Below are 21,941 nucleotides of genomic sequence, written 5' to 3' on the forward strand. Positions count from 1 at the left end.
AAACAAGAATTACTTGCAATAATACAGGCCGTTTTTGCACGGGGTTCTCATCCCCGTCCGACGCTCCCCCCACTTCAGGTCCGGCCAGCATGAATTCTACCGCCCTCCGCGCCCAGCCCACTTTCTTCTCCCGTCTTTCGCTGCCAGCCCTGCTGCTCGGCCTGCTGCTGCCGTTCGGCGCGCATGCCGAAGAAGTAGCCCCGGCCACCCAGCAGCCTGCCGCCACTGCTCCGGCAGCTGCATCCACCGGCACTCCGGCTGACCCGGCCGCAACCGCTCCGGCGGCTACCGGCGAGGCCCTGGCCACCGCTCCCGTGGCCCACCCGCAAGCCGAGGCCCTCAAGGCCAAGCTGGACGGGCTGGGCGAAGAGGCCACCGCCGAGCAGGTCGAAGCCGCTCGCCTGGAGTTCCTCCAGCAGAACAACATCGTCGGCGCCGATGCCGAGCAACTGCAGGCCGCCCTGCAGGCGCTGCAAGGCGACGCCGAACAGGTCGAGGAAGAAGTGCTGCACGACCTGTCGCCGTGGGGCATGTACCAGAACGCCGACCGCGTGGTGAAGAGCGTGATGATCGGCCTGGTCCTGGCCTCGATCCTCACCTGGACCGTCTGGGTCGCCAAAGGCCTGGAACTGGTCGTCGCCCGCCGCCGCCTGCAGCGTGAGCTGCCGGAACTGAAATCCGCGCGCACCCTGGCCCAGGCCGCCGAGCAGGCTCGCACCAAGCACAGCTTCAGCTCCCAGCTGATCGAGGACGCCCGCGACGAACTGCGCCTGTCCGCCGGTTGCAAGGAGAAGGAAGGTATCAAGGAACGCGTCAGCTTCCGCCAGGAGCGCCTGGTCGCTGCCAGCGGCCGCGCCATGAGCCAGGGTACCGGCGTGCTCGCCACCATCGGTTCCACCGCCCCCTTCGTCGGCCTGTTCGGCACCGTGTGGGGCATCATGAACAGCTTCATCGGCATCGCCGAGTCGCAGACCACCAACCTGGCCGTGGTCGCCCCGGGCATCGCCGAGGCCCTGCTGGCCACCGCGCTGGGCCTGGTCGCCGCCATCCCGGCCGTGGTCGTGTACAACGTCTTCGCCCGCTCCATCACCGGCTACAAGGCGCAGGTCGCCGATGCGTCGGCCCAAGTCCTGCTGCTGGTCAGCCGCGATCTCGACCAGCCGGTCGGCGAGCGCGCCCAGCCTGTCGCCAAGGCGGTATGAAGCATGGGGCTGCATCTGCACGAGGGCAGTGACGACCTCCAGGAAAACCACGAGATCAACGTCACCCCGTTCATCGACGTCATGCTGGTGCTGCTGATCATCTTCATGGTCGCCGCACCGCTGGCGACCGTGGACGTGAAGATCGACCTGCCGGCATCCACCGCCAAGCCTGTGCCACGCCCGGACAAGCCGGTCTACCTGAGCATCAAGGAAGACACCAGCCTGTACCTGGAAAACCAGCAGATCGATCCGACCCAGCTCAAGGCGTCGCTGGACCGCATGACCGGCGGCGACAAGGAGAAGACCATCTTCGTTCGTGGCGACAAGGGCGTGGACTACTCCGACCTGATGAACGTGATGGATCAGCTGCGCGGTGCCGGTTACCTGAAGATCGGCCTGGTCGGCCTGGAAACGGTCGGTAGCAAATGAGCCAAGCGCGCCGCCTGCCGCTGTGGGCCGTCAGCCTGATCGCCGTGATCGCCCTGCACCTGGTCGTCTATTACGCGGCCCTGCTGTGGAAACCGGCGATGACTCCGGTCCTGCTCGAACCGGCTGCCATGCTGATCGAGCTGGAGCCGGTTGCCGCGCCGCCGGAACCGACTCCGCCGCAGCCGATCGTCGAGCCTGAGCCGGAGCCGATTCCCGAAGTGGTCGAGGCGCCCAAGCCGAAGCTCGCCATCGTCAAGCCCAAGCCGAAGCCCAAGGTCAAACCGCAGCCGCCCAAGCCCGAGGTCAAGCCGCAGCCCGAGGCGCCCAAGGTCGCCAGCCAGGAGAAGGCCGCCGCCCCGGTGCGCGCACCGGTCCAGCAGCAGACCAACCAAGGCGAGATCGACCGCGAGAAGGCCCTGTGGATGGCCAAGCTGCAGGCCTACCTGAGCAAGCGCCTGCACTATCCGGAGCGCGAGCGGCGAATGAACCGCGCGGGCAGCAAGCATGCCCTGCTGGTCAACTTCACCATCGACGCCCATGGCCGCATCCTCGCCAGCGAAGTGAAGAGTTCCACCGCGCGCGGTTCCTTCGACCAGGACGTGCAGCGCCAGCTGCGCCGGGCCAGCCCGGTCCCAGCGCCACCCGCCAAGGTGCTGAGCGGCAACAGCATGTCGATCGACTATCCGCTGAACTTCACGCTGACCCGCTGAACACCTGCCGGAACCCCGGCAGGCGGCATGGCCAGCCGGGTCGCATCTTTCTGAGCGGCCCGGTTGGTTCCGTTGAATGCAGCCGCTATGCTTGGCCGCATCTCAATGGAATTTACCTATGACCCTCACCGAACTGCGCTACATCGTCACCCTCGCACAGGAACAGCATTTCGGCAGGGCCGCCGAACGCTGCCACGTCAGCCAGCCGACCCTGTCGGTCGGGGTGAAGAAGCTGGAAGACGAGCTCGGCGTGCTGATCTTCGAGCGCAGCAAGAGCGCGGTACGCCTGACCCCGGTCGGCGAGGGCATCGTCACCCAGGCGCAGAAGGTGCTGGAACAGGCCCAGGGCATCCGCGAGCTGGCCCAGGCCGGCAAGAACCAGCTGGCTGCGCCGCTGAAGATCGGCGCCATCTACACCGTCGGCCCCTATCTCTTCCCGCACCTGATCCCGCAGCTGCACCGCGTCGCGCCGGACATGCCGCTGTACATCGAAGAGAACTTCACCCACATCCTGCGTGACAAGCTGCGCACCGGCGAGCTGGACGCGATCATCATCGCCCTGCCGTTCCAGGAAGCCGATGTACTGACCAAGCCGCTGTACGACGAGCCGTTCTTCGCCCTGCTGCCGGCTGGCCATCCCTGGGCCGAGCGCGAGACCATCGACAAGGAACTGCTCAACGACAAGAGCCTGCTGCTGCTCGGCGAGGGCCACTGCTTCCGCGACCAGGTGCTGGAAGCCTGCCCGTCGCTGCGCAAGGGTGGCGAGGATTCGGCCAAGCACACCACGGTGGAATCCAGCTCGCTGGAGACCATCCGCCACATGGTCGCCTCCGGCCTCGGCGTGTCGATCCTGCCGTTCTCCGCGGTCGACAGCCACCACTACGCCCCCGGCGTGATCGAGGTGCGCCCGCTGACCGCGCCGGCGCCGTTCCGCACCGTGGCCATCGCCTGGCGCGCCAGCTTCCCGCGGCCCAAGGCCATCGAAGTGCTGGCCGACTCGATCCGCCTGTGCTCGGTCGCCCGCCCCCAGGGTGAAGCCACCCCGGCATGACCGAGCTGGCACAGGTCCCGGTCACCGTGCTCAAGGGCGTCGGTGACGCGCTGGCCGAGAAGCTGAGCAAGGTCGGCCTGGAGAACCTGCAGGACGTGCTGTTCCATCTGCCACTGCGCTACCAGGACCGCACCCGCATCACCCCGATCGGCGCCCTGCGCCCGGGCCAGGACGCCGTGGTCGAAGGCATAGTGGCCGGCGCCGACGTGGCCATGGGCCGCCGCCGCAGCCTGCTGGTGCGCCTGCAGGACGGTACCGGCACGCTCTCCCTGCGTTTCTTCCACTTCAGCCAGGCGCAGAAGGATGGCCTCAAGCGCGGCACCGCCCTGCGCTGCTACGGCGAAGTGCGCCCCGGCGCCACCGGTCTGGAGATCTACCACCCGGAATACCGCGCGCAGAGCGGTGACGAGCCGGCGCCGGTAGAGCAGACCCTGACGCCGATCTATCCGACCACCGAGGGTCTGACCCAGCAGCGCCTGCGCCAGCTCAGCCAGCAGGCCCTGGCCCGCCTCGGCCCGCAGAGCCTGCCGGACTGGTTGCCCGCCGAACTGGGCCGCGATTACCAGCTGGGCCCGCTGGACGAAGCCATCCGCTACCTGCACCGGCCGCCTCCGGACGCCGACCAGGAAGAGCTGGCCGAGGGTCGTCATTGGGCCCAGCATCGCCTGGCCTTCGAGGAACTGCTGACTCATCAGCTGTCGCTGCAGCGCCTGCGCGAACAGGTACGCGCCCAGGCCGCACCGGTGCTGCCGCCGGCCAAGAAGCTGCCGCAGCAGTTCCTCGCCAACCTCGGCTTCGCCCCCACCGGTGCGCAGCAACGGGTCGGTGCCGAGATCGCCTACGACCTGGCGCAATCCGAGCCCATGCTGCGCCTGGTGCAGGGCGACGTCGGCGCCGGCAAGACCGTGGTCGCCGCCCTCGCCGCCCTGCAGGCGCTGGAGGCCGGCTACCAGGTGGCGCTGATGGCACCGACCGAGATCCTCGCCGAGCAGCACTACCTCAACTTCACCCGCTGGCTGCAGCCGCTGGGCATCGAGGTCGCCTGGCTGGCCGGCAAGCTCAAGGGCAAGGCGCGCAGCGCAGCGCTGGAGCAGATCGCCGGCGGCGCACCGATGGTGGTCGGCACCCATGCGCTGTTCCAGGACGAGGTGCGCTTTTCCAGACTCGCGCTGGTGATCATCGACGAGCAGCACCGCTTCGGCGTGCAGCAGCGCCTGGCGCTGCGGCAGAAGGGCATCGACGGGCGCCTGTGCCCGCACCAGTTGATCATGACCGCCACGCCGATCCCGCGAACCCTGGCGATGAGCGCCTACGCCGACCTCGACACCTCGATCCTCGACGAGCTGCCGCCCGGGCGCACCCCGGTGAACACCGTGCTGGTGCCCGATAGCCGCCGCTTCGAAGTGGTCGAGCGGGTGCGCGCGGCCTGCCGCGAGGGGCGCCAGGCCTACTGGGTGTGCACCCTGATCGAGGAGTCCGAGGAGCTCACCTGCCAGGCCGCCGAGACCAGTTTCGAGGAGCTCTCCAGCGCACTGGGCGAGCTGCGTGTCGGCCTGATCCACGGGCGCATGAAGCCGGCCGAGAAGGCCGAGGTGATGGACGCGTTCAAGCGCAACGACCTGCAGCTGCTGGTCGCCACCACCGTCATCGAAGTCGGCGTCGACGTGCCCAATGCCAGCCTGATGATCATCGAGAACCCCGAGCGCCTGGGCCTGGCCCAGCTGCACCAGCTGCGTGGCCGGGTCGGCCGTGGCAGCGCCGCCAGCCACTGCGTGCTGCTCTACCACGCGCCGCTGTCACAGCTCGGCCGCGAACGCCTGGGCATCATGCGCGAGACCTGCGACGGCTTCGTCATCGCCGAGAAGGACCTGGAACTGCGCGGCCCCGGCGAGATGCTCGGCACCCGCCAGACCGGCCTGCTGCAGTTCAAGGTCGCCGACCTGATGCGCGACGCCGACCTGCTGCCAGCCGTGCGCGAAGCCGCGCAGGAGCTGCTGGCACGCTGGCCGCAACATGTCAGCCCGCTGCTCGAACGCTGGTTGCGTCATGGCCAACAGTATGGCCAAGTGTGATGTGGCGCACGAAACGCCGCCGGTCGCCCGTCCGACGGCCGCGCGTCGGCTCAGCCCCGCTGGTTATACTCCAGAAAAAGTAGTCCCTGCCGGATCCCGCATATGACCGAAGTCGCCCTCGCTCCTGATTCCGCCCCGCGCCCGCCGGCGGTAATCCTGCAACTCCTCGAGAAGCTCGGCGTACCTTGCCTCATCCGCGCCGAACATCCCGCCCACCCGGCCGCCCGCCGCGTGCAGGCCGCGCTGCTGGAAGATGCGGTCGGTGCGCTGCTGGTGCTGTTCCCGCAGAGCCAGCTGCTCGACCTCAACCGCCTGGCCGAACTGACCGGACGCAAGCTCACCGCAGTCAAGCCCGAGCGCATGGAGCGCATGCTGGCCAAGCACGACCTCGGCCTGCTGCCGGGCCTGCCGCCGCTGACCAGCTCGCCCTGCCTGTACGACGAGCGCCTGCTGCAGGAGCCCAGTCTGCTGGTCGAGTCCGGCCAGCCCGGCGTGCTGCTGGAAATCGACAGCGAACATTACAAATCGGTGCTGCTGGCCAAGGCCAGCGCCGCGCGTTTCGGCGAGCCGCTGGCCGGCATTCGTCCGAATCTGAATCGCCCCGACGACGACCGCGCCGAGATCACCCAGGCGGTGCAGGCCTTCACCGCTCGCCGCATCCAGCAGCGCCTCGAGGAAACCATCGAGATCCCGCCGCTGCCGGAAACCGCACAGAAGATCATCAAGCTGCGCGTCGACCCGGACGCCACCGTCGACGACATCACCGGCGTGGTCGAAACCGACCCGGCGCTGGCCGCCCAGGTGGTCAGCTGGGCCGCCTCGCCCTACTACGCTGCGCCCGGCAAGATCCGCTCGGTGGAAGACGCCATCGTTCGCGTACTGGGCTTCGACCTGGTGATCAACTTGGCCCTCGGCCTGGCCCTGGGCAAAACCCTTGCCCTGCCCAAGGACCAGCCGCAACAGGCCACGCCCTACTGGCAGCAGGCGATCTACACCGCCGCCATCATCGAGGGCCTGACCCGCGCCATGCCGCGCGCCCAGCGCCCGGAAGCCGGCCTGACCTACCTCGCCGGCCTGCTGCACAACTTCGGCTATCTGGTCCTGGCCCACGTCTTCCCGCCGCACTTCTCGCTGATCTGCCGGCACCTGGAGGTCAACCCACACCTGTCCGCCGGCTATGTCGAGCAGCACCTGCTGGGCATCACCCGCGAGCAGATCGGCGCCTGGCTGATGCGCTTCTGGGACATGCCGGAAGAGCTGGCCACCGCTCTGCGCTTCCAGCACGACCCGGCCTACGATGGCGCCCATGCCGCCTACCCGAACCTGGTGTGCCTGGCGGTCAACCTGTTGCGCAGCCGTGGTATCGGCAGCGGCCCGCAGCATGATCTGCCGGACGCGCTATTCGAGCGCCTGGGCATCAGCCGCGACAAGGCCGAGGACGCGCTGAACAAGGTGCTGCAGGCGGAAGCGGCGCTGCGCGAACTGGCTTCGCAGTTCAATCATCACTGATCGCTGCAGCGCATGAAAAGGGGCCCTCGGGCCCCTTTTGCGTTACTTGAGCTTGGCTCGCCTGGCGGCGAACACTTCCGGCAGCGCCTTGACGCTGGCATCCAGCACCGCTCGCAGCGGCGCCTGCTCATACAGCGCAGCGTACTCGCCGAGCTGGTCGCTGGGCGTCTGCCGGTAGGCATAGAGCATGAACGCCTCGATGCCCTTGGCACTGGACTCACGCAGCGGCGCAAGCTGCGCAGCGGTCTGCTCGGCCAGGGCCTTCTCGTCGAGATTGCCGCCACGCGCACGCAGCGCCAGCAGCGCCTGGGTCTTGCCGACCTCATAGCGCAGCAGGGTAGCCAGCTCGGTGGTGTGCGCGGCCTTGTCCAGGCGCTGCACCAGTTCCAGGCGCTTGCCCAGCGGCGGGCGCTCCTGCAGCTGCTGGCGGTAGGCGGCCAGGCCACCATCTCCACCCACCGCACGCTCGGCGGCGGTGAAATGCTGGGCCAGCGGACTGTCCAGCAGCGTCAGCGCCTGTTGCAGCTGCGCCGGTTTCACCTTGGCGGCCACCCGCTTGGCCAGGTCGGCGCACAGCGGCTCCGCGGCGAAGGCCTGGCCCAGCGCCTTCTGCTGCTCAGCGTTCATGCCGCGCTGCAACAATGGCGCACTCTGCTCGCAGAGCAGCTTGACCCCGGCCAGGTCGAGAACCCGCTCGAGGGTGGCATCGGCAGCCTGCACGGGAGGAGCCAGCGCGAACAGGGTAGCGGCGAGGAAAAGTGGCAAACGCATGACGACGGTTCCGTGGAAAAGCCCAGCCTAGCCAAGCGGCAGGCGGCAAACCAGCCCGGGAAAGCGGCTCAGGCCGCTTTCTTGAGCTCGGTCTTCTTTTTCTTCTTCGGCACCACGTGCTTGAGCAGGCCCTGGAACCAGATCACCAGCGCCGGGTTGCCCTGGATCTGGATGTCCTTGTTCTGGATGCCCTGCATGAAGGCCAGCTGCTTGTTCTTGGCGTTCATGGTGGCGAAGCCGTAGACCGCATCCTTGAAGCCGATGGCGAAGGCCGGCTCGCTGGCAACACCGGCATGGCTGGTGACGCGCTGATCCTTGATGCGGTAGTGACGGGCAACCTTGCCGTCGAGGGTGTGCAACTGGAAGACCAGCTCCTTGCCGTCTAGCTGCTGCTGGAATTCGGGATTGGTACGGCTGGCCTTGGCCATCAGGCGGCCCAGCATCCAGAGGAGAAAGCGGAACTTCATGGCGCGCGGCCTCGCGAGTGATGGATTCGGCGGCGCATTGTAGCGACTTGCGCAGGACACTACATCCTGTCTGGGAAGCGGCTGGCGCGGAACTGCGGAGGGAGTGGCCCGGAGCCTGACGGCTCCGGGCCGGGAGTAGCTTAGTTGACGGCGTCTTTCAGGGACTTGCCCGGCTTGAAGGCCACGGTGTTGCTGGCCTTGATCTTGACCGGTGCACCGGTCTGCGGGTTCTTGCCAGTGCGGGCGCCGCGATGGCGCTGCAGGAAGGTACCAAAGCCGACCAGGGTGACGCTGTCCTTGCGATTCAGCGCGCTGGTGATCTCTTCGAGCACGGCGTTGAGTACGCGGTTGGCCTGGTCTTTGGTCAGATCTGCCTTTTCGGCGATGGCCGCGGCGAGTTCAGGTTTGCGCATAGATGCCTCTTTGACGGTTTGTTGTTGTTGTGTCCGTGCTGTCCGTCCGGAACAGCGCCAAAGGCGCCGCAACGGCTCTGCGCTGCGGCAGACCGGTGGAGAATGGCACGCCATCCGGGACTGCGCCAGTGCTGCCGGGCAGTTTGCACGGCAGAAATCAGGGCGATAGCGACAGAACAACCGTCATTTCAGCCACAAGCTGATCAACGCTCCGCATCCCCTTCCCCAAAACGCCAGCGGCGGCCCTGGGGCCGCCGCTGCGAAGCCTCGGAGCAGGGGCTATCAGGCGATTTCGATCATCTCGAAGTCGGCCTTGCCCACGCCGCAATCCGGGCACAGCCAGTCGGCCGGCACGTCTTCCCAGCGGGTGCCCGGCTCGATGCCGTCGTCAGGCCAGCCCTGGCTCTCGTCATAGATCAGACCACAGACCACACATTGCCACTTCTTCATGCTCTACCTCATCGTGGGCCGTCTCTGCGGACGCTGCGCCCTGGTCAAAAAATCAGCAGGCTTTTTACTGGCATGCGCCGCCATGTGCAAGTGCCGGACGACCGGTACCGCTGTGTTAAGCTCGCGGCCTTCCCAGGCAGTCGAAGCCGTTGTCGTGCCCTCCTCCGTCCTCGCCCACCCGCCGCGCTGGCTCAGCGCCTCCCAGCTGCATCCGGTACCCGCGCCGTTGCTGCGTGACTGGCTGTTCAACCAGGAGTCGCTGACCCGCCGCCTCACCGCCCTCAGCCAGCAGCGCTTCTCCGTGCAGCCACTGCAGCAGGGCTGGCAGGTGCTGCGCGCCGACGAGTGCACCGCCCTGCAGGTGCCGGCCGGTAGCATGGGCTGGGTCCGCGAGGTGTTCCTGCTCGGTGCCGGCCAGCCCTGGGTGTTCGCCCGCAGCGTGGCGGCGCGACAGGCCCTGGAGGGCTCCGGCCTCGACCTCGGCAAGCTGGGCAGCCGTTCGCTCGGCGAGTTGCTGTTCAGCGACCGCGCCTTCGCCCGTGGCGAGCTGCAGGCCTGCCGCTACCCGGCGGCCTGGCTGCCGGCCGAGGTACGCACCGAACAGCTCTGGGGGCGCCGCTCGTGCTTCCGCCGCGATGCACTCGGCGTGCTGGTGGCCGAAGTCTTCCTGCCGAGCTTCTGGTCTCACACGGCCGAGAACTAGACGCCGCCCTCGCCGCGCGCCTGCCCATATAATCGGCACACCTGGCCCGGAGACATCGTCGATGTACCAATCCTTCCTGCTCGCCCTCAATCGCGTCCACCCGCGCACCTGGGACTTCGTCCAGCTGATGCGCCTGGAGAAGCCCATCGGCATCTACCTGCTGCTGTGGCCGACCCTGTGGGCCCTGTGGGTGGCGAGCAAGGGCGTGCCGAGCCTCAAGCTGCTGCTGATCTTCGTGCTCGGCACCCTGTTCATGCGCGCCGCCGGCTGCGTTATCAACGACTATGCCGACCGCAATATCGACGGCCATGTGGCGCGCACCAAGGCCCGCCCGCTGGCCGACGGCCGGGTGAGCCCGCGCGAGGCGCTGATCCTGTTCGCCGTGCTGGTGGCGATGAGTTTCGTGCTGGTGCTGTTCACCAACCTCACCACCATCCTGCTGTCGTTCGGCGGCCTGGCCCTGGCGGCCTGCTACCCCTTCATGAAGCGCTACACCTACTACCCGCAGGTGGTGCTGGGCGCGGCCTTCTCCTGGGGCATGCCGATGGCCTTCAGCGCGGTGACCGGCGAGCTGCCGCCGCCCGAGGCCTGGCTGCTGTACATCGCCAACCTGCTATGGACGGTGGCCTACGACACCTACTACGCGATGACCGACCGCGAGGACGACCTGAAGATCGGCGTGAAATCCACCGCCATCCTGTTCGGCGACGCCGACCGCGTCATCATCCTCACCCTACAGGGCCTGGCGCTGCTGTGCCTGGCCATGGCCGGCGCGCGCTTCGGTCTGGGCATCTGGTTCCTGCTCGGCCTGCTCGGCGCAGCCGCCTGCTTCGCCTGGGAGTTCTGGTACACCCGCGAGCGTGACCCGCAGAAATGTTTCGCCGCGTTCCTGCACAACCACTGGGCCGGACTGGCGATTCTGCTCGGCATCGTCATCGACTACGCGCTGCGCTAGATCGATGGCTGCCGCAGGCTTGTCACATCGCTGCAATAATTCCGTTATCTAATGCGGCGCAATACAGACGACCCGAGGCTCGGTCCATGGTTGGCAAGAACATCCTGATCGTTGATGACGAAGCTCCTATCCGCGAGATGATCGCAGTGGCCCTGGAGATGGCCGGCTACGATTGCCTGGAAGCGGAGAACACCCAACAGGCGCACGCGCTGATCGTCGACCGCAAGCCGGATCTGATCCTGCTCGACTGGATGCTCCCCGGAACCAGCGGTATCGAACTGGCGCGCCGCCTCAAGCGTGACGAGCTGACCGACGACATCCCGATCATCATGCTCACCGCCAAGGGCGAAGAGGACAACAAGATCCAGGGCCTGGAAGTTGGCGCCGACGACTACATCACCAAGCCCTTCTCGCCGCGCGAGCTGGTGGCCCGCCTCAAGGCTGTGCTGCGCCGTACCGGCCCGAGCGACGGCGAGGCGCCGATCGAAGTCGGCGGCCTGCTGCTCGACCCGATCAGCCACCGCGTGACCATCGACGGCAAACCGGCCGAGATGGGCCCCACCGAATACCGTCTGCTGCAGTTCTTCATGACCCACCAGGAGCGCGCCTACACCCGTGGCCAGCTGCTCGATCAGGTCTGGGGCGGCAACGTCTACGTCGAGGAGCGTACCGTCGACGTGCATATCCGCCGCCTGCGCAAGGCCCTCGGCGAAGCCTACGAAAACCTGGTGCAGACAGTGCGCGGCACCGGTTATCGTTTCTCCACCAAGAGCTGATCCCCCCGGTAAGGACGCATCCCGGTGAACCAGAATTGGCGTGGCGCCATCGGCCGCCATCTGTTGCTGCTGCTGATGTTCTGCGGCGTGCTCGGGCTGATCAGCGGCGAATACGCCTGGGCCCTGGTACTGGGCCTCGGTGGCTACCTGCTGTGGCACATTAAGCAGCTGCTGCGCCTGCATCGCTGGCTGCGCGAGCGCCAGCCCGACGAGGCACCGCCCGAAGGCTACGGCCTGTGGGGCGAGGTGTTCGACAACATCTACCACCTGCAACGCCGTGACCAGCGCGTGCGCGGCCGCCTGCAGGCGGTGATCGACCGCGTGCAGGAGTCCACCGCGGCCCTGCGCGATGCGGTGATCATGCTCGACGCCGACGGCAACCTGGAGTGGTGGAACCGAGCGGCCGAGCAGCTGCTGGGCCTGAAGACCCCGCAGGACAGCGGCCAGTCGATCACCAACCTGGTACGCCATCCGCGCTTCAAGGAATACTTCGACGCCGGCCTGTACCAGGAAGCCCTGGAGCTGCCGTCGCCGATCAACGATCGCCAGCGCCTGCAGATGCAGATCACCCGCTACGGCAACAACGAACACCTGATGTTCGTCCGCGACGTCACCCGCATCCACCAGCTGGAACAGATGCGCAAGGACTTCGTCGCCAACGTCTCCCACGAGCTGCGCACACCGCTGACGGTGATCACCGGCTACCTGGAGACCCTGCTGGACAACGTCGAGGACGTGAATCCGCGCTGGCTGCGCGCCCTGCAGCAGATGCAGCAGCAGGGTTCGCGCATGCAGAACCTGCTGAATGACCTGCTTCTGTTAGCGAAGCTGGAAGCCACCGACTATCCCTCGGACAACCAGCCAGTGGCGGTCGACCTGCTGCTGCTGAGCATCAAGAACGACGCCCAGGCGCTGTCCGGCAACCGCAACCATCGGATCAAGCTGGAGGCCGACCAGCAGGTGCGTCTCAAGGGCAGCGAGGCGGAACTGCGCAGCGCCCTCTCCAACCTGGTGTTCAACGCGGTGAAGTACAGCCCCGAAGACAGCGAGATCCGCATCCGCTGGTGGGCCGACGAGCAAGGCGGGCACTTCAGCGTGGCCGACAGCGGCATCGGCATCGAGACCAAGCACCTGCCGCGGCTGACCGAGCGTTTCTACCGGGTCGACTCCAGCCGCGCCTCCAACACCGGCGGCACCGGCCTCGGCCTGGCCATCGTCAAGCACGTGCTGCTGCGCCACCGCGCCCGCCTGGATATCGCCAGCGTGGTCGGCAAGGGCAGCACCTTCACCTGCCATTTCCCGCCCCAGCAACTGAGCGTGCGCGAATAGCGCGCGCCTGTCGCTTGCAATCGCCCATGGCAGCCGCCACCCTGTAGCGATCTTTTGCCAGCCCCAGCCCCCAATGGACCCTTCCAGTAGCCTCTCTACCTCTGCACTCTTCGCCGATCTCGGCCTCGTGCTGTTCGCCTTCTTTCTCGTCCTGCTCAACGGCTTCTTCGTCGCCGCCGAGTTCGCCATGGTCAAGCTGCGCTCGACCAAGGTCGAGGCCATCGCCGAGAAGCACGGCTGGCGCGGACACATCCTGCGTACCGTACACAACCAGCTGGATGCCTACCTCTCGGCCTGCCAGCTGGGCATCACCCTGGCCTCCCTCGGCCTCGGCTGGGTGGGCGAGCCGGCCTTCGCCGAACTACTGACCCCGCTGCTGAGCATGCTCGGCCTGGACTCGGAGAAGCTGGTCCACGGCATCTCGTTCTTCTTCGCCTTCTTCATCATTTCCTACCTGCACATCGTGGTCGGCGAGCTGGCGCCCAAGTCCTGGGCGATCCGCAAACCCGAGCTGCTGTCGCTGTGGACCGCCGCGCCGCTGTACGCCTTCTACTGGCTGATGTACCCGGCCATCTACCTGCTCAACGCCAGCGCCAACGCCATCCTGCGTATCGCCGGACAAGGCGAGCCGGGGCCGCACCACGAGCACCACTACAGCCGCGACGAACTGAAGCTGATCCTCCACTCCAGCCGCGCCCGCGACCCCAGCGACCAGGACATGCGCGTACTGGCCTCGGCCGTGGAGATGGGCGAGCTGGAAGTGGTGGACTGGGCCAACTCGCGCGAGGACCTGATCTACCTGGAGCTGCACGCACGCCTCGACGAGGTGTTCGCCCTGTTCCGCCGCCACAAGTTCAGCCGCTACCCGGTGTTCGATGAGACCAGCGGCAGCTTCGTCGGCGTGCTGCACATCAAGGACCTGCTGCTGCAGTTGTCGCTGTTCGAGATGCTGCCGTCCAAGTTCAACCTGGCCGAGCTGATGCGCCCGCTGGAGCGGGTGACCAAGCACATGCCGCTGTCCGAGCTGCTGGAGACCTTCCGCAAGGGCGGCGCGCACTTCGCCCTGGTCGAGGAGGCCGACGGCAAGGTGGTCGGCTTCCTGACCATGGAAGACGTGCTGGAAGTGCTGGTCGGCGATATCCAGGACGAGCACCACAAGGCCGAACGCGGCGTGCTCGCCTACCAGCCGGGCAAGCTGCTGGTACGCGGCGACACCCCGCTGTTCAAGATCGAGCGCCTGCTCGGCGTCGACCTCGACCATATCGAGGCCGAAACCCTGGCCGGCCTGGTCTACGAGAGCCTCAACCGGGTACCGGAAGAGGACGAGATGCTGGAAACCGACGGCCTGCACATCATCATCAAGAAGATGAAGGGCCCGAAGATCGTCCTGGCCAAGGTCCTCAAGCTGGACTGAATGCCGACTGCACCGGCCCGCTCGGGTCCGGTGCCCTTCGTCAGGTAGCGGCGCCGGCCGCGCCCGACTGCCTTATGGTGAAACCGACACTCACGCTGCGAATTCGGGCCTGCGGGCCTGGCGGCCAGCTGGAGGTACACGCCATGACCACCCTGCAATGCACCCATCGCAACCACGCCATCCGCGCCGCCGTCGTCGAGCACCCGGGCATTCCCACACCCTGGGCGGCCGCCTGCGAGATCACCCTGCCCGACGGGCAGACCACCCGGAGGCTGTCGCTACCACTGAACCAGCGCTTCCTCGCCGAACTGGACAGCGCCCAGCACGCCGCCCTGGCGCACGGCAAATGGCTGGTGGATCAGCACCTGGACCACGGCCTGGTGCTGCACTGAGGCGTTGAAGCGCGCCCTCTCAGGGCGCGTAGTGGAACACGCAGAGCTTGTTGCCCAGCGCATCGCGGAAGTAGCAGCCGTAGAAGCCGCTGCCCTCGCCACCGCGCTCGCCCGGCGCACCTTCGTCACGTGCGCCGTGCTCCAGCACCCAGGCGTAGACCTGGTCGACCAGCGCCGGTGAAGCGCACGGCAGGGCGACCATGCTGCCGTTGCCGGCGCTGGCCGGCTGGCCGTCGTACGGCAGGGTGATGGCGAACATCGGCTTGCCCGGCTGGCTGACGTAGAAGGTGCTGCGCTCGTTGCTCCACTCGCCGGGAACAGCACCCAGCATGGCCAGCAGCGGGTCGTAGAACTCGCGTGCCTGGTTCAGATCTGCAACGCCCAACATCACGTAACCAATCATCGGTGTAGCTCCTTGGTAAGGGTGCGCCAGACGCTAGCGCAGTTTCGCCGGTGGATAAATCGGTAGCCGCCGTGGCGGACTACCTGACAAACGTCGCGCGGACGCGCTTGGACACGCGCATGTACGGCACCCAGATCAGCGCCGGGATCACCGCACGCATCAGCTCCAGGCTGGTGGCCGGGTCGAACACCGGCTCGTCCGGGGCCACCAGCAGGAAGGCATAGGCATCGGCCGTGATGAAGACTGGCGTGATCAGCAGGATGCCGACGTACAACCGGGGGAACAGGCGCCGGCGAGTGAAGAACAGTACGCCTGCGGCCAGCCAGGCGCAGACCAGCGCGGTGTTGAGCACGATCTCGGCATAGATCAGCGGCGCGAAGTAGACGTTGTACTCGGGCGTGCCAGGCGTGCTGAGCAGGGCGAAGGTGCCGTCCTCGAACAGGCCAATGTAGAGCGGCGCGTACTCGTAGAGCATGCGCAACGGGGCGATGATCAGTCCCAGGCCGACCAGGATCAGCCAGCCGCCGAGGCCCTCGAGATTCTTTTCTGTACTCATGCTGCATCCCTGCCAGGCTGCATGGCTGGCGCGCCCTTCGCGCCGCTCGCTGCAGCGGCCGCCACGCTAGCGCATGCGTTGGCGGCAGAAAAGCCCAGCGCCGCACCAACCTCACGCCGGCACGGTGCGGGTCAGCTGCTCCAGCAGTTCCAGGTCGGTGTTCATCCCCGAGGTCTCGCGGATGCGGCCGAGGATCTCCTTCTTCAGCGCTAGAAACTCGGGGGCGAGCTTCATGTCCTGGTTGCGCTCGGTCGGCAGCGGCACCTCGTAGATGGTGTCGATGCGCCCCGGGCGCGGCGCCATCAGCACCACGCGACCACCGAGATAGATGGCTTCCTCGACGTCGTGGGTGACGAACAGGATGGTGCTCTTCTCCAGCCGGTGCACATGGCGGATCAGGTCGTGCATGACCTCGCGGGTCTGCGCATCCAGCGCGCCGAAGGGCTCGTCCATCAGCAGGATCTGCGGCTTGGGCATCAGCGCGCGGGCGATCGCCACCCGTTGCTGCATACCGCCGGAGAGCTGGTTGGGATAGGCCCTGGCGAAGGCCGACAGGCCCATCAGGCTGAGCAGTGCATCGGCGCGGCCGCTGGCCACCTCGACGTCGGCATCGCCACGCACGGTGTCGCTGACCACCTTGAGCTGGCGGCAGAACTTGATGTTGTCCATCACCGTCAGCCAGGGGTACAGGCTGTAGTGCTGGAACACCATGGCGCGGTCGATGCCGGGGCCGAGGATCGGCGCGCCCTCGACCTGGATCGAACCAGCGCTGTGCTGTTCCAGGCCGCCGATTGAGCGCAGCAGGGTCGACTTGCCGCAGCCGGAGGCGCCAACGAAGGTGATGAATTCGTTGGCGCGAATGTCCAGGCTGACGTCCTGCAGCGCCTGCACTTCGCGGCCCTTGCTCTTGAACACCTTGTCGACGTGACGGATCTGAATCTTGCTCTCGCTCATGGCGCTTACCTCTTCATCCAGGGGAAGGCCACGCGGCCGAGCCAGCGGAACGCCTGGTCGGTGAGCAGGCCGATGATGCCGATCAGGATGATCCCGGCGAAGATCTTGTCGGTGTGCATGTAGCGCTGCGCCTTGAGGATGGCGTAGCCGAGGCCGGAGTTGGCGGCGACCAGCTCGGCGACCACCAGGTAGGTCCAGGCCCAGCCGCAGGTGATGCGCAGGGTATCGAGCAGCGCCGGGCGCGCCGACGGCAGGATCACCAGCTTGACGATCTCGCCGCGCGAGGCGCCCATGGTCTGCGCCGCCTCGATCTGCGCCATGGGTACGCGGCGCACGTCCTCGGCGACCATCAGCACCATCTGGAAGAAGGTACCGATGAAGATGATCAGCACCTTGGAGCCTTCGTCGATGCCAACCCACAGCATGATCAGCGGGATAAAGGCCACCGCCGGCATGTAGCGGATGAAGTCGGTGAGCGGCTCGAGGAAGGCCTGCACCGGGCGGTAGGTGCCGATGTACAGGCCAATCGGCAGGGCAATCAGCGCCGAAGCGGCGAAGCCGGCCATGACCCGGTACACGCTGATGCCGATATCGGCGAGCAGGCCCTCCTCGCTCCACCAGCGGCCAACCCGCGCCAGCACCGCATCCGGGCCGGGCAGGAACATCGGGTTGGAGATTCCGGCGGCGCTGGCCAGCCACCACAGCAGCAGCGGCAGCAGCAGGCCGGCGGCGGCCAGGCCCCAGATCGCGCCACGCGGCAGCTCGCCACGGATGATCCACCAGCGCACGCGCGGCGGCCTGGCCACGGCGCGGCTCTCAGGCAAGGGTTGATGGGCGGTCATGGCGTCACCTCCTCGGCGAACACGGGTGTCTCGCTACGCTGCCAGCCACCCGGCGGCGGCAATGCACCGAGTTCGGCCAGCAGCGCGGGGCTCAGGTCGGCGTCGAGCGCATCGGGTGCGAGCGTCGCCGGCAACAGAGCCTGGCCGGCACGACCGGCCAGGGTGGACAGCTCGATGGCCCAAGGCGTGCGCCCGCCCTGGTGGCGGCCGAAGGACAGCTCGAAGGCCAGCAGGGCCTCGGCATCGCCACCTTCCAGCAGCGCGCTCAGCGACTCGGCCGGCGGCAGCGCCTGCGGGCGTCCGGCGGCAAACAGGAAGCAGTCGCCGGCCAGCAGCAGGCAGCCCTGACGGCCGTCTTCCGCCGCCAGCCAGGTGCCCCAGTTGCGTCCCAGCGATTCCGGCAGGCGCTCCCAGACCTCGTGGTAGCTGCCGTCGAGGCCGTCCTCGAGCAGGTAGTCGGCGCGCTCGAAGCGCATGCGGCCGATGTCATCGCGGCCATTGGGCGGCTGGAAGTCGATCGCCCGGTGCCATTGGCAGATCTCGCCGTCGATGGCGGTGATGCCGGCGAAACCGGCCTGCAGCGCGCGCCCGGCAGCATCCTGTGGGGCCGGCTGGGGAATGCGCAGGTCGGCGAACAGGCGCGCGGTCTGCAGCCAGTACACGGCGGTGCTGGTGTCGTGCACGCCGCCGGTGGTGGTCAGCAGGGTGCGCTGCCACACGCCCAAATAATGCTCGGGTACGGCGTTCATAGGCCCTCCCACTCGGCCAGCAGCGCAGCGCTGTCCAGCACGCGGCCGAAGATGCCGCCCTCCACCGCGACCATGGCCAGGGCGGCGGCGTGCAGCGCCGGGTCGGCCGAGGCGCAGGCGTCGGAGACCAGAGTGCAGGCATAACCGAGGTCCACCGCGCTACGCAGGGTCGAGGACACGCAGACCTCGGTGGTCACCCCGGTGATGATCAGATCGGTGATGCCGCGGTTGCGCAGCAGCAGCTCCAGGTCGGTGGCGGCGAAGGCGCTGTAGCCGGGCTTGTCGATCACCGGCTCGCCCGGCTCCGGGCGCAGCTCGTCGATCAGGTCGTGGCCGAACTCGCCACGCACCAGCAGGCGGCCGAGCGGGCCACGCCCACCGATTGGCGCGCCGGCGGCCTCGGCGCGGCGGCGCTTGAGTTCAGGCAAGTCGGACAGATCCGGGCGATGACCCTCGCGGGTGTGCAGCACCAGCAGGCCACGGGCACGGGCGCCGGTCAGCAGGCGCTGGATCGCCGGGATCGGTTCGCGCAGGCGGCCGACGTCGAGCCCGGCTCGGTCGGCGTAGCCGCCCGGCGCGCAGAAGTCGCGCTGCATGTCGATCACGATCAAGGCCGTGCTCACAGGGCGAACTCCTTGCGTACCGCGCTGGCGATGCCGCCGGCGATATCGGCGGCCATCAGTGCGCCCTTCTCCGCCGTCGAGCCCTTGGCCGAGGACAGCACGCCGGACGGCGGCACCCACTCGGTACGGCTCGGGTACATGTCGTAGGGCGGGAAGTCCGCCGGCGCCTCGTCCGGGATCAGGTCGAGGCGCACCAGGTTGGGCAGGTAGTGCAGCATCAGCGAGGTCTCGATCACCGCCGCGTGCTCCAGGGCGAAGCCGGGGAAGCCGGCGGGGAACACATCGGCCAGGGTCTGCTCGGTGCAGAAGTCCCAGTGCTCCAGGCGCATCACCTGCAGCTTGCTGGTCGGACCCAGCTCGCGGATGGCCAGCTCGATGCCCTCGGTGACGAACCACTGGTTCTCGTAGTGGCCGTCGACCAGCACCAGGCGCGTCACGCCATGGCGGGCGAACTCGCGCACGGCGTCGCGCACCAGGGCGATCAGGGTCTGCCCGTCGAGGCTGGTGGTGCCGCAGAAATGGTTGCCGCCGCCGCACTTGGGCTGCGACTTGTAGCCGTAGGACAGCGCCGGGGCGACCAGGCCGCCGACGCGTGCGGCGACGTCCTCGCAGATGGCGCTGGCGAGCAGCGCGTCGGTGCCCAGCGGCAGGTGCGGGCCGTGCTGTTCGGTGGCGCCGCAGGGCAGGAACACCACCGGCGACAGTTCGCGCACGCGGCGCGCGTATTCGACCCAGCTGAGCTGGTCCATGCGTACGGTCATGACTTGGCCTCACAGAGAACGGAAGAAGAAGGTCGGCTCGGCCGCTCGGCGAGCAGCGCGGCGATCAGCACCAGGGCGCCGCCACACCATTCGCGCAGGCCCAGCTCGCGTTCGCCGAGCCAGGCGGCGGTGAGCACCGCCACCACCAGCTCGATCACCACCAGCACCGCCGCGCGGCTGGCCTCGACGTGGCTGAAGCCGTATTGCGCGGCGCTCATGGCCAGCAGCCAGAACACCCCGAACAGGGCGATCTGCGCCCACAGGCCGGGGCTGGTCGCTGGCAGCGCGGTGCCCTGCAGCAGGCAGAACAGGCCACCGAGCAAGGCTGCGCCGACGAAGGCCACCACCGCCTTGCTGGCCAGCGGCACGCGGTCGGCGGCGCGGGTCGCCAGGTTGTTGCAGGCGAAGGCCAGGCCGGCGGACAGCGCCAGCCAGTCGCTGGCGCCGAGCGGGCGGAAGGTATCGGCGCTGATGCCGAGGGTCAGGGCGATGCCGAGCATGGCCAGCGCCAGGGCGCCGACGCGCACGGCGCTGAGCCGCTCGCCGAGCAGCAGCCAGCCGCCGAGCAGGCCCCACACCGGCGCCAGGTAGAACAGCAGCATGGCGCGCACCACGTCGCCCTCGGACAGCGCGCCGACCAGCCCGGCAGTGGCCCAGCCGCCGCACAGGCAGATCACCGTCAGCGCGCGGCGCTGTGGCCACCAGGCGGCGCGCTGGCGCCACAGCAGCGGCAGCGCCAGCAAGCACAGCAGGCCGTAGGTGTAGAGCACCACCGGCATGCCGCGCAGACCCTGGCCGGCGAGGTGTTCCAGCGGCAGCCAGCCCAGGCCCCAGAAGCTGGCGCCGAGCAACAGGACCAGCTCAGGTCTGAAGAGGGAGCGCATCTCAGCCACCCATCCAGGCGCCGCCATTGGCGCCCAGGGTCTGGCCATGGAAGAAGCTGGCCTCGGCCGAGACCAGGAAGCACACGGCGGCGGCGATCTCCTCGGGACGGCCGAGGCGCGCGGCGGGAATCGCCACCTCGCGGGCGACCATCTCCGCGCTCATGTGCTCCACCGAGACCATCGGCGTGTCCACCGGACCCGGCGCCACCGCGTTGATGCGGATGGCCGGGGCGAATTCGCGGGCCAGCGCCTTGCTCAGGCCGATCACCCCGGCCTTGGCCGTGCAGTAGGCCGCGTAGCGCTCGCGGCCGATCTGCCCGAGCTCCGAGGCGATGTTGACGATGCAGCCGTCGCCGCGCGCCTGCATGTGCGCCAGGGCATGACGGCAGCAGCGATACACCGCATGCAGGTCGACGCCGAGCACGCGGGCCCAGTCGTCCTCGCTGGTATCGAGGAACGGCCGCTCGAGGATGATCCCGGCGTTGTTGACCAGGATGTCCAGGTCGCCCTCGGCGAGCACCCAGCCGAACATGTCGGCGACCTGCTCGGGCGCGGTGACATCGGCCTGTACCGCGCGCGCCTGACCACCGGCGGCGGCGATCTGCGCGACCAGGGCGGCAGCCGCCTCGGGCTGGTCCAGATGGTTGATCCACACCGTCGCGCCAGCCTCGGCCAATGCCAGGACAATGGCCCGGCCGATGCCCTGGGTGGCGCCGGTGACCAGCGCAGTCTTGCCTGCCAGGTTTTTCATCAGTGCATGACCTCGCCATGGCTGACCGACAGCGCCTGCCCGGTGACGGGCGCGGCCAGCGGGCTGCCGAGGAACAGGAAGGTGCCGGCCAGGTCCGCCGGGGTGAGCAGTTCGGGCACCGCCTGGGCGGCGAGGATCAGCGCCAGCTCGTCGGCCTCGCTGCGGCCGCTGGCCTGGGCCATCACCGCCAGCGAGCGCATCGCCGCGTCGGTGCCGATCCAGCCCGGACACACCGCGTTGACCCTGATACGCCGTGGCCCCAACTCCCACGCCAGCGAACGGGTCAGGCCGATCACCGCGTGCTTGCTGGCGACATAGGCGGAGAAGCCCGGCACGCCCTTGAGGCCCCAGATCGAGGCCTGGTTGATCACGCTGCTGCCGGCGCGCAGCTGGTGCTGTAGGGCGCGGGTCAGGCGCAGCATCGACGCCACGTTGTTGTCCAGCAGCGCCTGCCAGTGCGCGTCGGCTGCGGCACCGGTGTCCGCCAGTGGGGTGGCGTATTCGACGCCGGCGTTGTTGATCAGCACGTCCAGCGGCAGCTCGCCACGGCGTTCGGCGTAGGCAGCCACGGCGGCGCTGTCGGCCAGCTCGACGCAGGCCCAGGCCACGTCGGCCAGCGGCGCCAGTTCGTCGGCTACCGCGGCCAGGGCCTCGGCGTTGCGGTCGAGCAGTTCCAGGGTCGCGCCGGCCTCGGCGAAGGCCCGTGCCAGGCCACGGCCGATGCCGCTGGCGGCGCCGGTGAGCAGCACGCGTTTGCCGCGATAGTCGATCATCG

The 21,941-nt window shown here is 68.1% G+C and carries 26 protein-coding genes; 12 read left to right on the plus strand and 14 right to left on the minus strand.

Annotated features, from left to right (window positions below):
- Positions 1-89 precede the first annotated feature (89 nt).
- The 6 genes from exbB (at position 90) to PTT45_RS06465 (ending at position 6,973) form a co-directional block, all read left to right on the plus strand.
- Complete coding sequence (gene exbB / locus PTT45_RS06440) at positions 90-1,202, plus strand: tonB-system energizer ExbB (RefSeq protein ID WP_273812181.1); 1,113 nt, start codon at positions 90-92, stop codon at positions 1,200-1,202.
- 3 nt (positions 1,203-1,205) lie between these two features.
- Complete coding sequence (gene exbD / locus PTT45_RS06445; RefSeq protein ID WP_273812183.1) at positions 1,206-1,631, plus strand: TonB system transport protein ExbD; 426 nt, start codon at positions 1,206-1,208, stop codon at positions 1,629-1,631.
- On the plus strand, positions 1,628-2,341 hold the full coding sequence (locus PTT45_RS06450; RefSeq protein WP_273812184.1) for an energy transducer TonB family protein: 714 nt from the start codon (positions 1,628-1,630) through the stop codon (positions 2,339-2,341). The genes exbD and PTT45_RS06450 overlap by 4 nt, the downstream gene beginning before the upstream one ends.
- A gap of 118 nt (positions 2,342-2,459) precedes the next feature.
- A complete protein-coding gene (locus PTT45_RS06455; protein ID WP_273812185.1) occupies positions 2,460-3,392 on the plus strand; it encodes a hydrogen peroxide-inducible genes activator in 933 nt (310 codons plus the stop codon).
- A complete protein-coding gene (recG, locus tag PTT45_RS06460) occupies positions 3,389-5,464 on the plus strand; it encodes an ATP-dependent DNA helicase RecG (RefSeq protein ID WP_273812186.1) in 2,076 nt (691 codons plus the stop codon). Before PTT45_RS06455 ends, recG begins: the two co-directional genes overlap by 4 nt.
- A gap of 102 nt (positions 5,465-5,566) precedes the next feature.
- Positions 5,567-6,973, plus strand: a complete 1,407-nt coding sequence (locus PTT45_RS06465; RefSeq protein ID WP_273812187.1) for an aminoacyl-tRNA deacylase and HDOD domain-containing protein — start codon at positions 5,567-5,569, stop codon at positions 6,971-6,973.
- 42 nt (positions 6,974-7,015) lie between these two features.
- On the opposite strand, the gene PTT45_RS06470 is transcribed toward PTT45_RS06465, so the two are convergent.
- The 4 genes from PTT45_RS06470 to PTT45_RS06485 form a co-directional block, all read right to left on the minus strand.
- Complete coding sequence (locus tag PTT45_RS06470) at positions 7,016-7,744, minus strand: hypothetical protein (protein ID WP_273812188.1); 729 nt, start codon at positions 7,742-7,744, stop codon at positions 7,016-7,018.
- 68 nt (positions 7,745-7,812) lie between these two features.
- Entirely contained in the window at positions 7,813-8,211 is a 399-nt protein-coding gene (locus PTT45_RS06475) for a helicase (protein ID WP_273812189.1), read from the minus strand.
- A gap of 140 nt (positions 8,212-8,351) precedes the next feature.
- On the minus strand, positions 8,352-8,624 hold the full coding sequence (locus PTT45_RS06480) for an HU family DNA-binding protein (RefSeq protein ID WP_043307679.1): 273 nt from the start codon (positions 8,622-8,624) through the stop codon (positions 8,352-8,354).
- 282 nt (positions 8,625-8,906) lie between these two features.
- The gene (locus PTT45_RS06485; protein WP_273812190.1) at positions 8,907-9,074 is read right to left on the minus strand and encodes a rubredoxin; all 168 of its coding nucleotides are present in this window, start codon (positions 9,072-9,074) and stop codon (positions 8,907-8,909) included.
- Positions 9,075-9,228: 154 nt separating this feature from the next.
- Here PTT45_RS06485 and PTT45_RS06490 point away from each other — a divergent pair, with 154 nt between their 5' ends.
- The 6 genes from PTT45_RS06490 (at position 9,229) to PTT45_RS06515 (ending at position 14,643) form a co-directional block, all read left to right on the plus strand.
- Positions 9,229-9,777: a chorismate--pyruvate lyase family protein gene (locus tag PTT45_RS06490; RefSeq protein ID WP_273812191.1), complete on the plus strand. Its 549-nt coding sequence runs from the start codon at positions 9,229-9,231 to the stop codon at positions 9,775-9,777.
- A 61-nt stretch (positions 9,778-9,838) separates the two neighbouring features.
- Positions 9,839-10,732 (plus strand): 4-hydroxybenzoate octaprenyltransferase, encoded by an 894-nt coding sequence (gene ubiA / locus PTT45_RS06495; protein ID WP_273812192.1) that lies wholly within the window; start codon positions 9,839-9,841, stop codon positions 10,730-10,732.
- 86 nt (positions 10,733-10,818) lie between these two features.
- A complete protein-coding gene (gene phoB / locus PTT45_RS06500; protein ID WP_043307681.1) occupies positions 10,819-11,508 on the plus strand; it encodes a phosphate regulon transcriptional regulator PhoB in 690 nt (229 codons plus the stop codon).
- 75 nt (positions 11,509-11,583) lie between these two features.
- Complete coding sequence (gene phoR, locus PTT45_RS06505; protein ID WP_273812277.1) at positions 11,584-12,837, plus strand: phosphate regulon sensor histidine kinase PhoR; 1,254 nt, start codon at positions 11,584-11,586, stop codon at positions 12,835-12,837.
- A gap of 73 nt (positions 12,838-12,910) precedes the next feature.
- Positions 12,911-14,251 carry a hemolysin family protein gene (locus PTT45_RS06510; protein ID WP_273812193.1) on the plus strand — a complete coding sequence of 447 codons (1,341 nt, stop codon included), beginning with the start codon at positions 12,911-12,913 and terminating at the stop codon, positions 14,249-14,251.
- Positions 14,252-14,394: 143 nt separating this feature from the next.
- A complete protein-coding gene (locus PTT45_RS06515; RefSeq protein WP_273812194.1) occupies positions 14,395-14,643 on the plus strand; it encodes a hypothetical protein in 249 nt (82 codons plus the stop codon).
- A gap of 19 nt (positions 14,644-14,662) precedes the next feature.
- Here the strand turns inward: PTT45_RS06515 and PTT45_RS06520 are convergent, their stop codons facing one another.
- From PTT45_RS06520 to PTT45_RS06565, 10 genes are all read right to left on the minus strand, one after another.
- A complete protein-coding gene (locus PTT45_RS06520) occupies positions 14,663-15,046 on the minus strand; it encodes a VOC family protein (protein WP_273812195.1) in 384 nt (127 codons plus the stop codon).
- A 79-nt stretch (positions 15,047-15,125) separates the two neighbouring features.
- A complete protein-coding gene (locus tag PTT45_RS06525; RefSeq protein ID WP_273812196.1) occupies positions 15,126-15,602 on the minus strand; it encodes a DUF2569 domain-containing protein in 477 nt (158 codons plus the stop codon).
- Between the two features lie 111 nt (positions 15,603-15,713).
- Positions 15,714-16,556, minus strand: a complete 843-nt coding sequence (locus PTT45_RS06530) for an ABC transporter ATP-binding protein (RefSeq protein ID WP_273812197.1) — start codon at positions 16,554-16,556, stop codon at positions 15,714-15,716.
- Positions 16,557-16,561: 5 nt separating this feature from the next.
- Entirely contained in the window at positions 16,562-17,398 is an 837-nt protein-coding gene (locus tag PTT45_RS06535) for an ABC transporter permease (protein ID WP_273812198.1), read from the minus strand.
- Positions 17,395-18,147: a hypothetical protein gene (locus PTT45_RS06540; RefSeq protein ID WP_273812199.1), complete on the minus strand. Its 753-nt coding sequence runs from the start codon at positions 18,145-18,147 to the stop codon at positions 17,395-17,397. The genes PTT45_RS06535 and PTT45_RS06540 overlap by 4 nt, the downstream gene beginning before the upstream one ends.
- Positions 18,144-18,770 (minus strand): cysteine hydrolase family protein, encoded by a 627-nt coding sequence (locus PTT45_RS06545; protein WP_273812200.1) that lies wholly within the window; start codon positions 18,768-18,770, stop codon positions 18,144-18,146. Before PTT45_RS06545 ends, PTT45_RS06540 begins: the two co-directional genes overlap by 4 nt.
- Positions 18,767-19,531, minus strand: coding sequence for a creatininase (locus PTT45_RS06550; protein ID WP_273812202.1), 765 nt, complete (start codon positions 19,529-19,531; stop codon positions 18,767-18,769). The genes PTT45_RS06545 and PTT45_RS06550 overlap by 4 nt, the downstream gene beginning before the upstream one ends.
- Positions 19,528-20,415, minus strand: a complete 888-nt coding sequence (locus PTT45_RS06555; protein WP_273812203.1) for a DMT family transporter — start codon at positions 20,413-20,415, stop codon at positions 19,528-19,530. Before PTT45_RS06555 ends, PTT45_RS06550 begins: the two co-directional genes overlap by 4 nt.
- A 1-nt stretch (position 20,416) precedes the next feature.
- Positions 20,417-21,166, minus strand: coding sequence for an SDR family NAD(P)-dependent oxidoreductase (locus PTT45_RS06560; RefSeq protein ID WP_273812204.1), 750 nt, complete (start codon positions 21,164-21,166; stop codon positions 20,417-20,419).
- Positions 21,166-21,939, minus strand: a complete 774-nt coding sequence (locus tag PTT45_RS06565; RefSeq protein ID WP_273812205.1) for an SDR family NAD(P)-dependent oxidoreductase — start codon at positions 21,937-21,939, stop codon at positions 21,166-21,168. Before PTT45_RS06565 ends, PTT45_RS06560 begins: the two co-directional genes overlap by 1 nt.
- Between the last annotated feature and the right edge of the window lie 2 nt (positions 21,940-21,941).

It is taken from the genome of Pseudomonas sp. Gutcm_11s (genome assembly GCF_028649395.1).
Taxonomy (GTDB): domain Bacteria; phylum Pseudomonadota; class Gammaproteobacteria; order Pseudomonadales; family Pseudomonadaceae; genus Aquipseudomonas.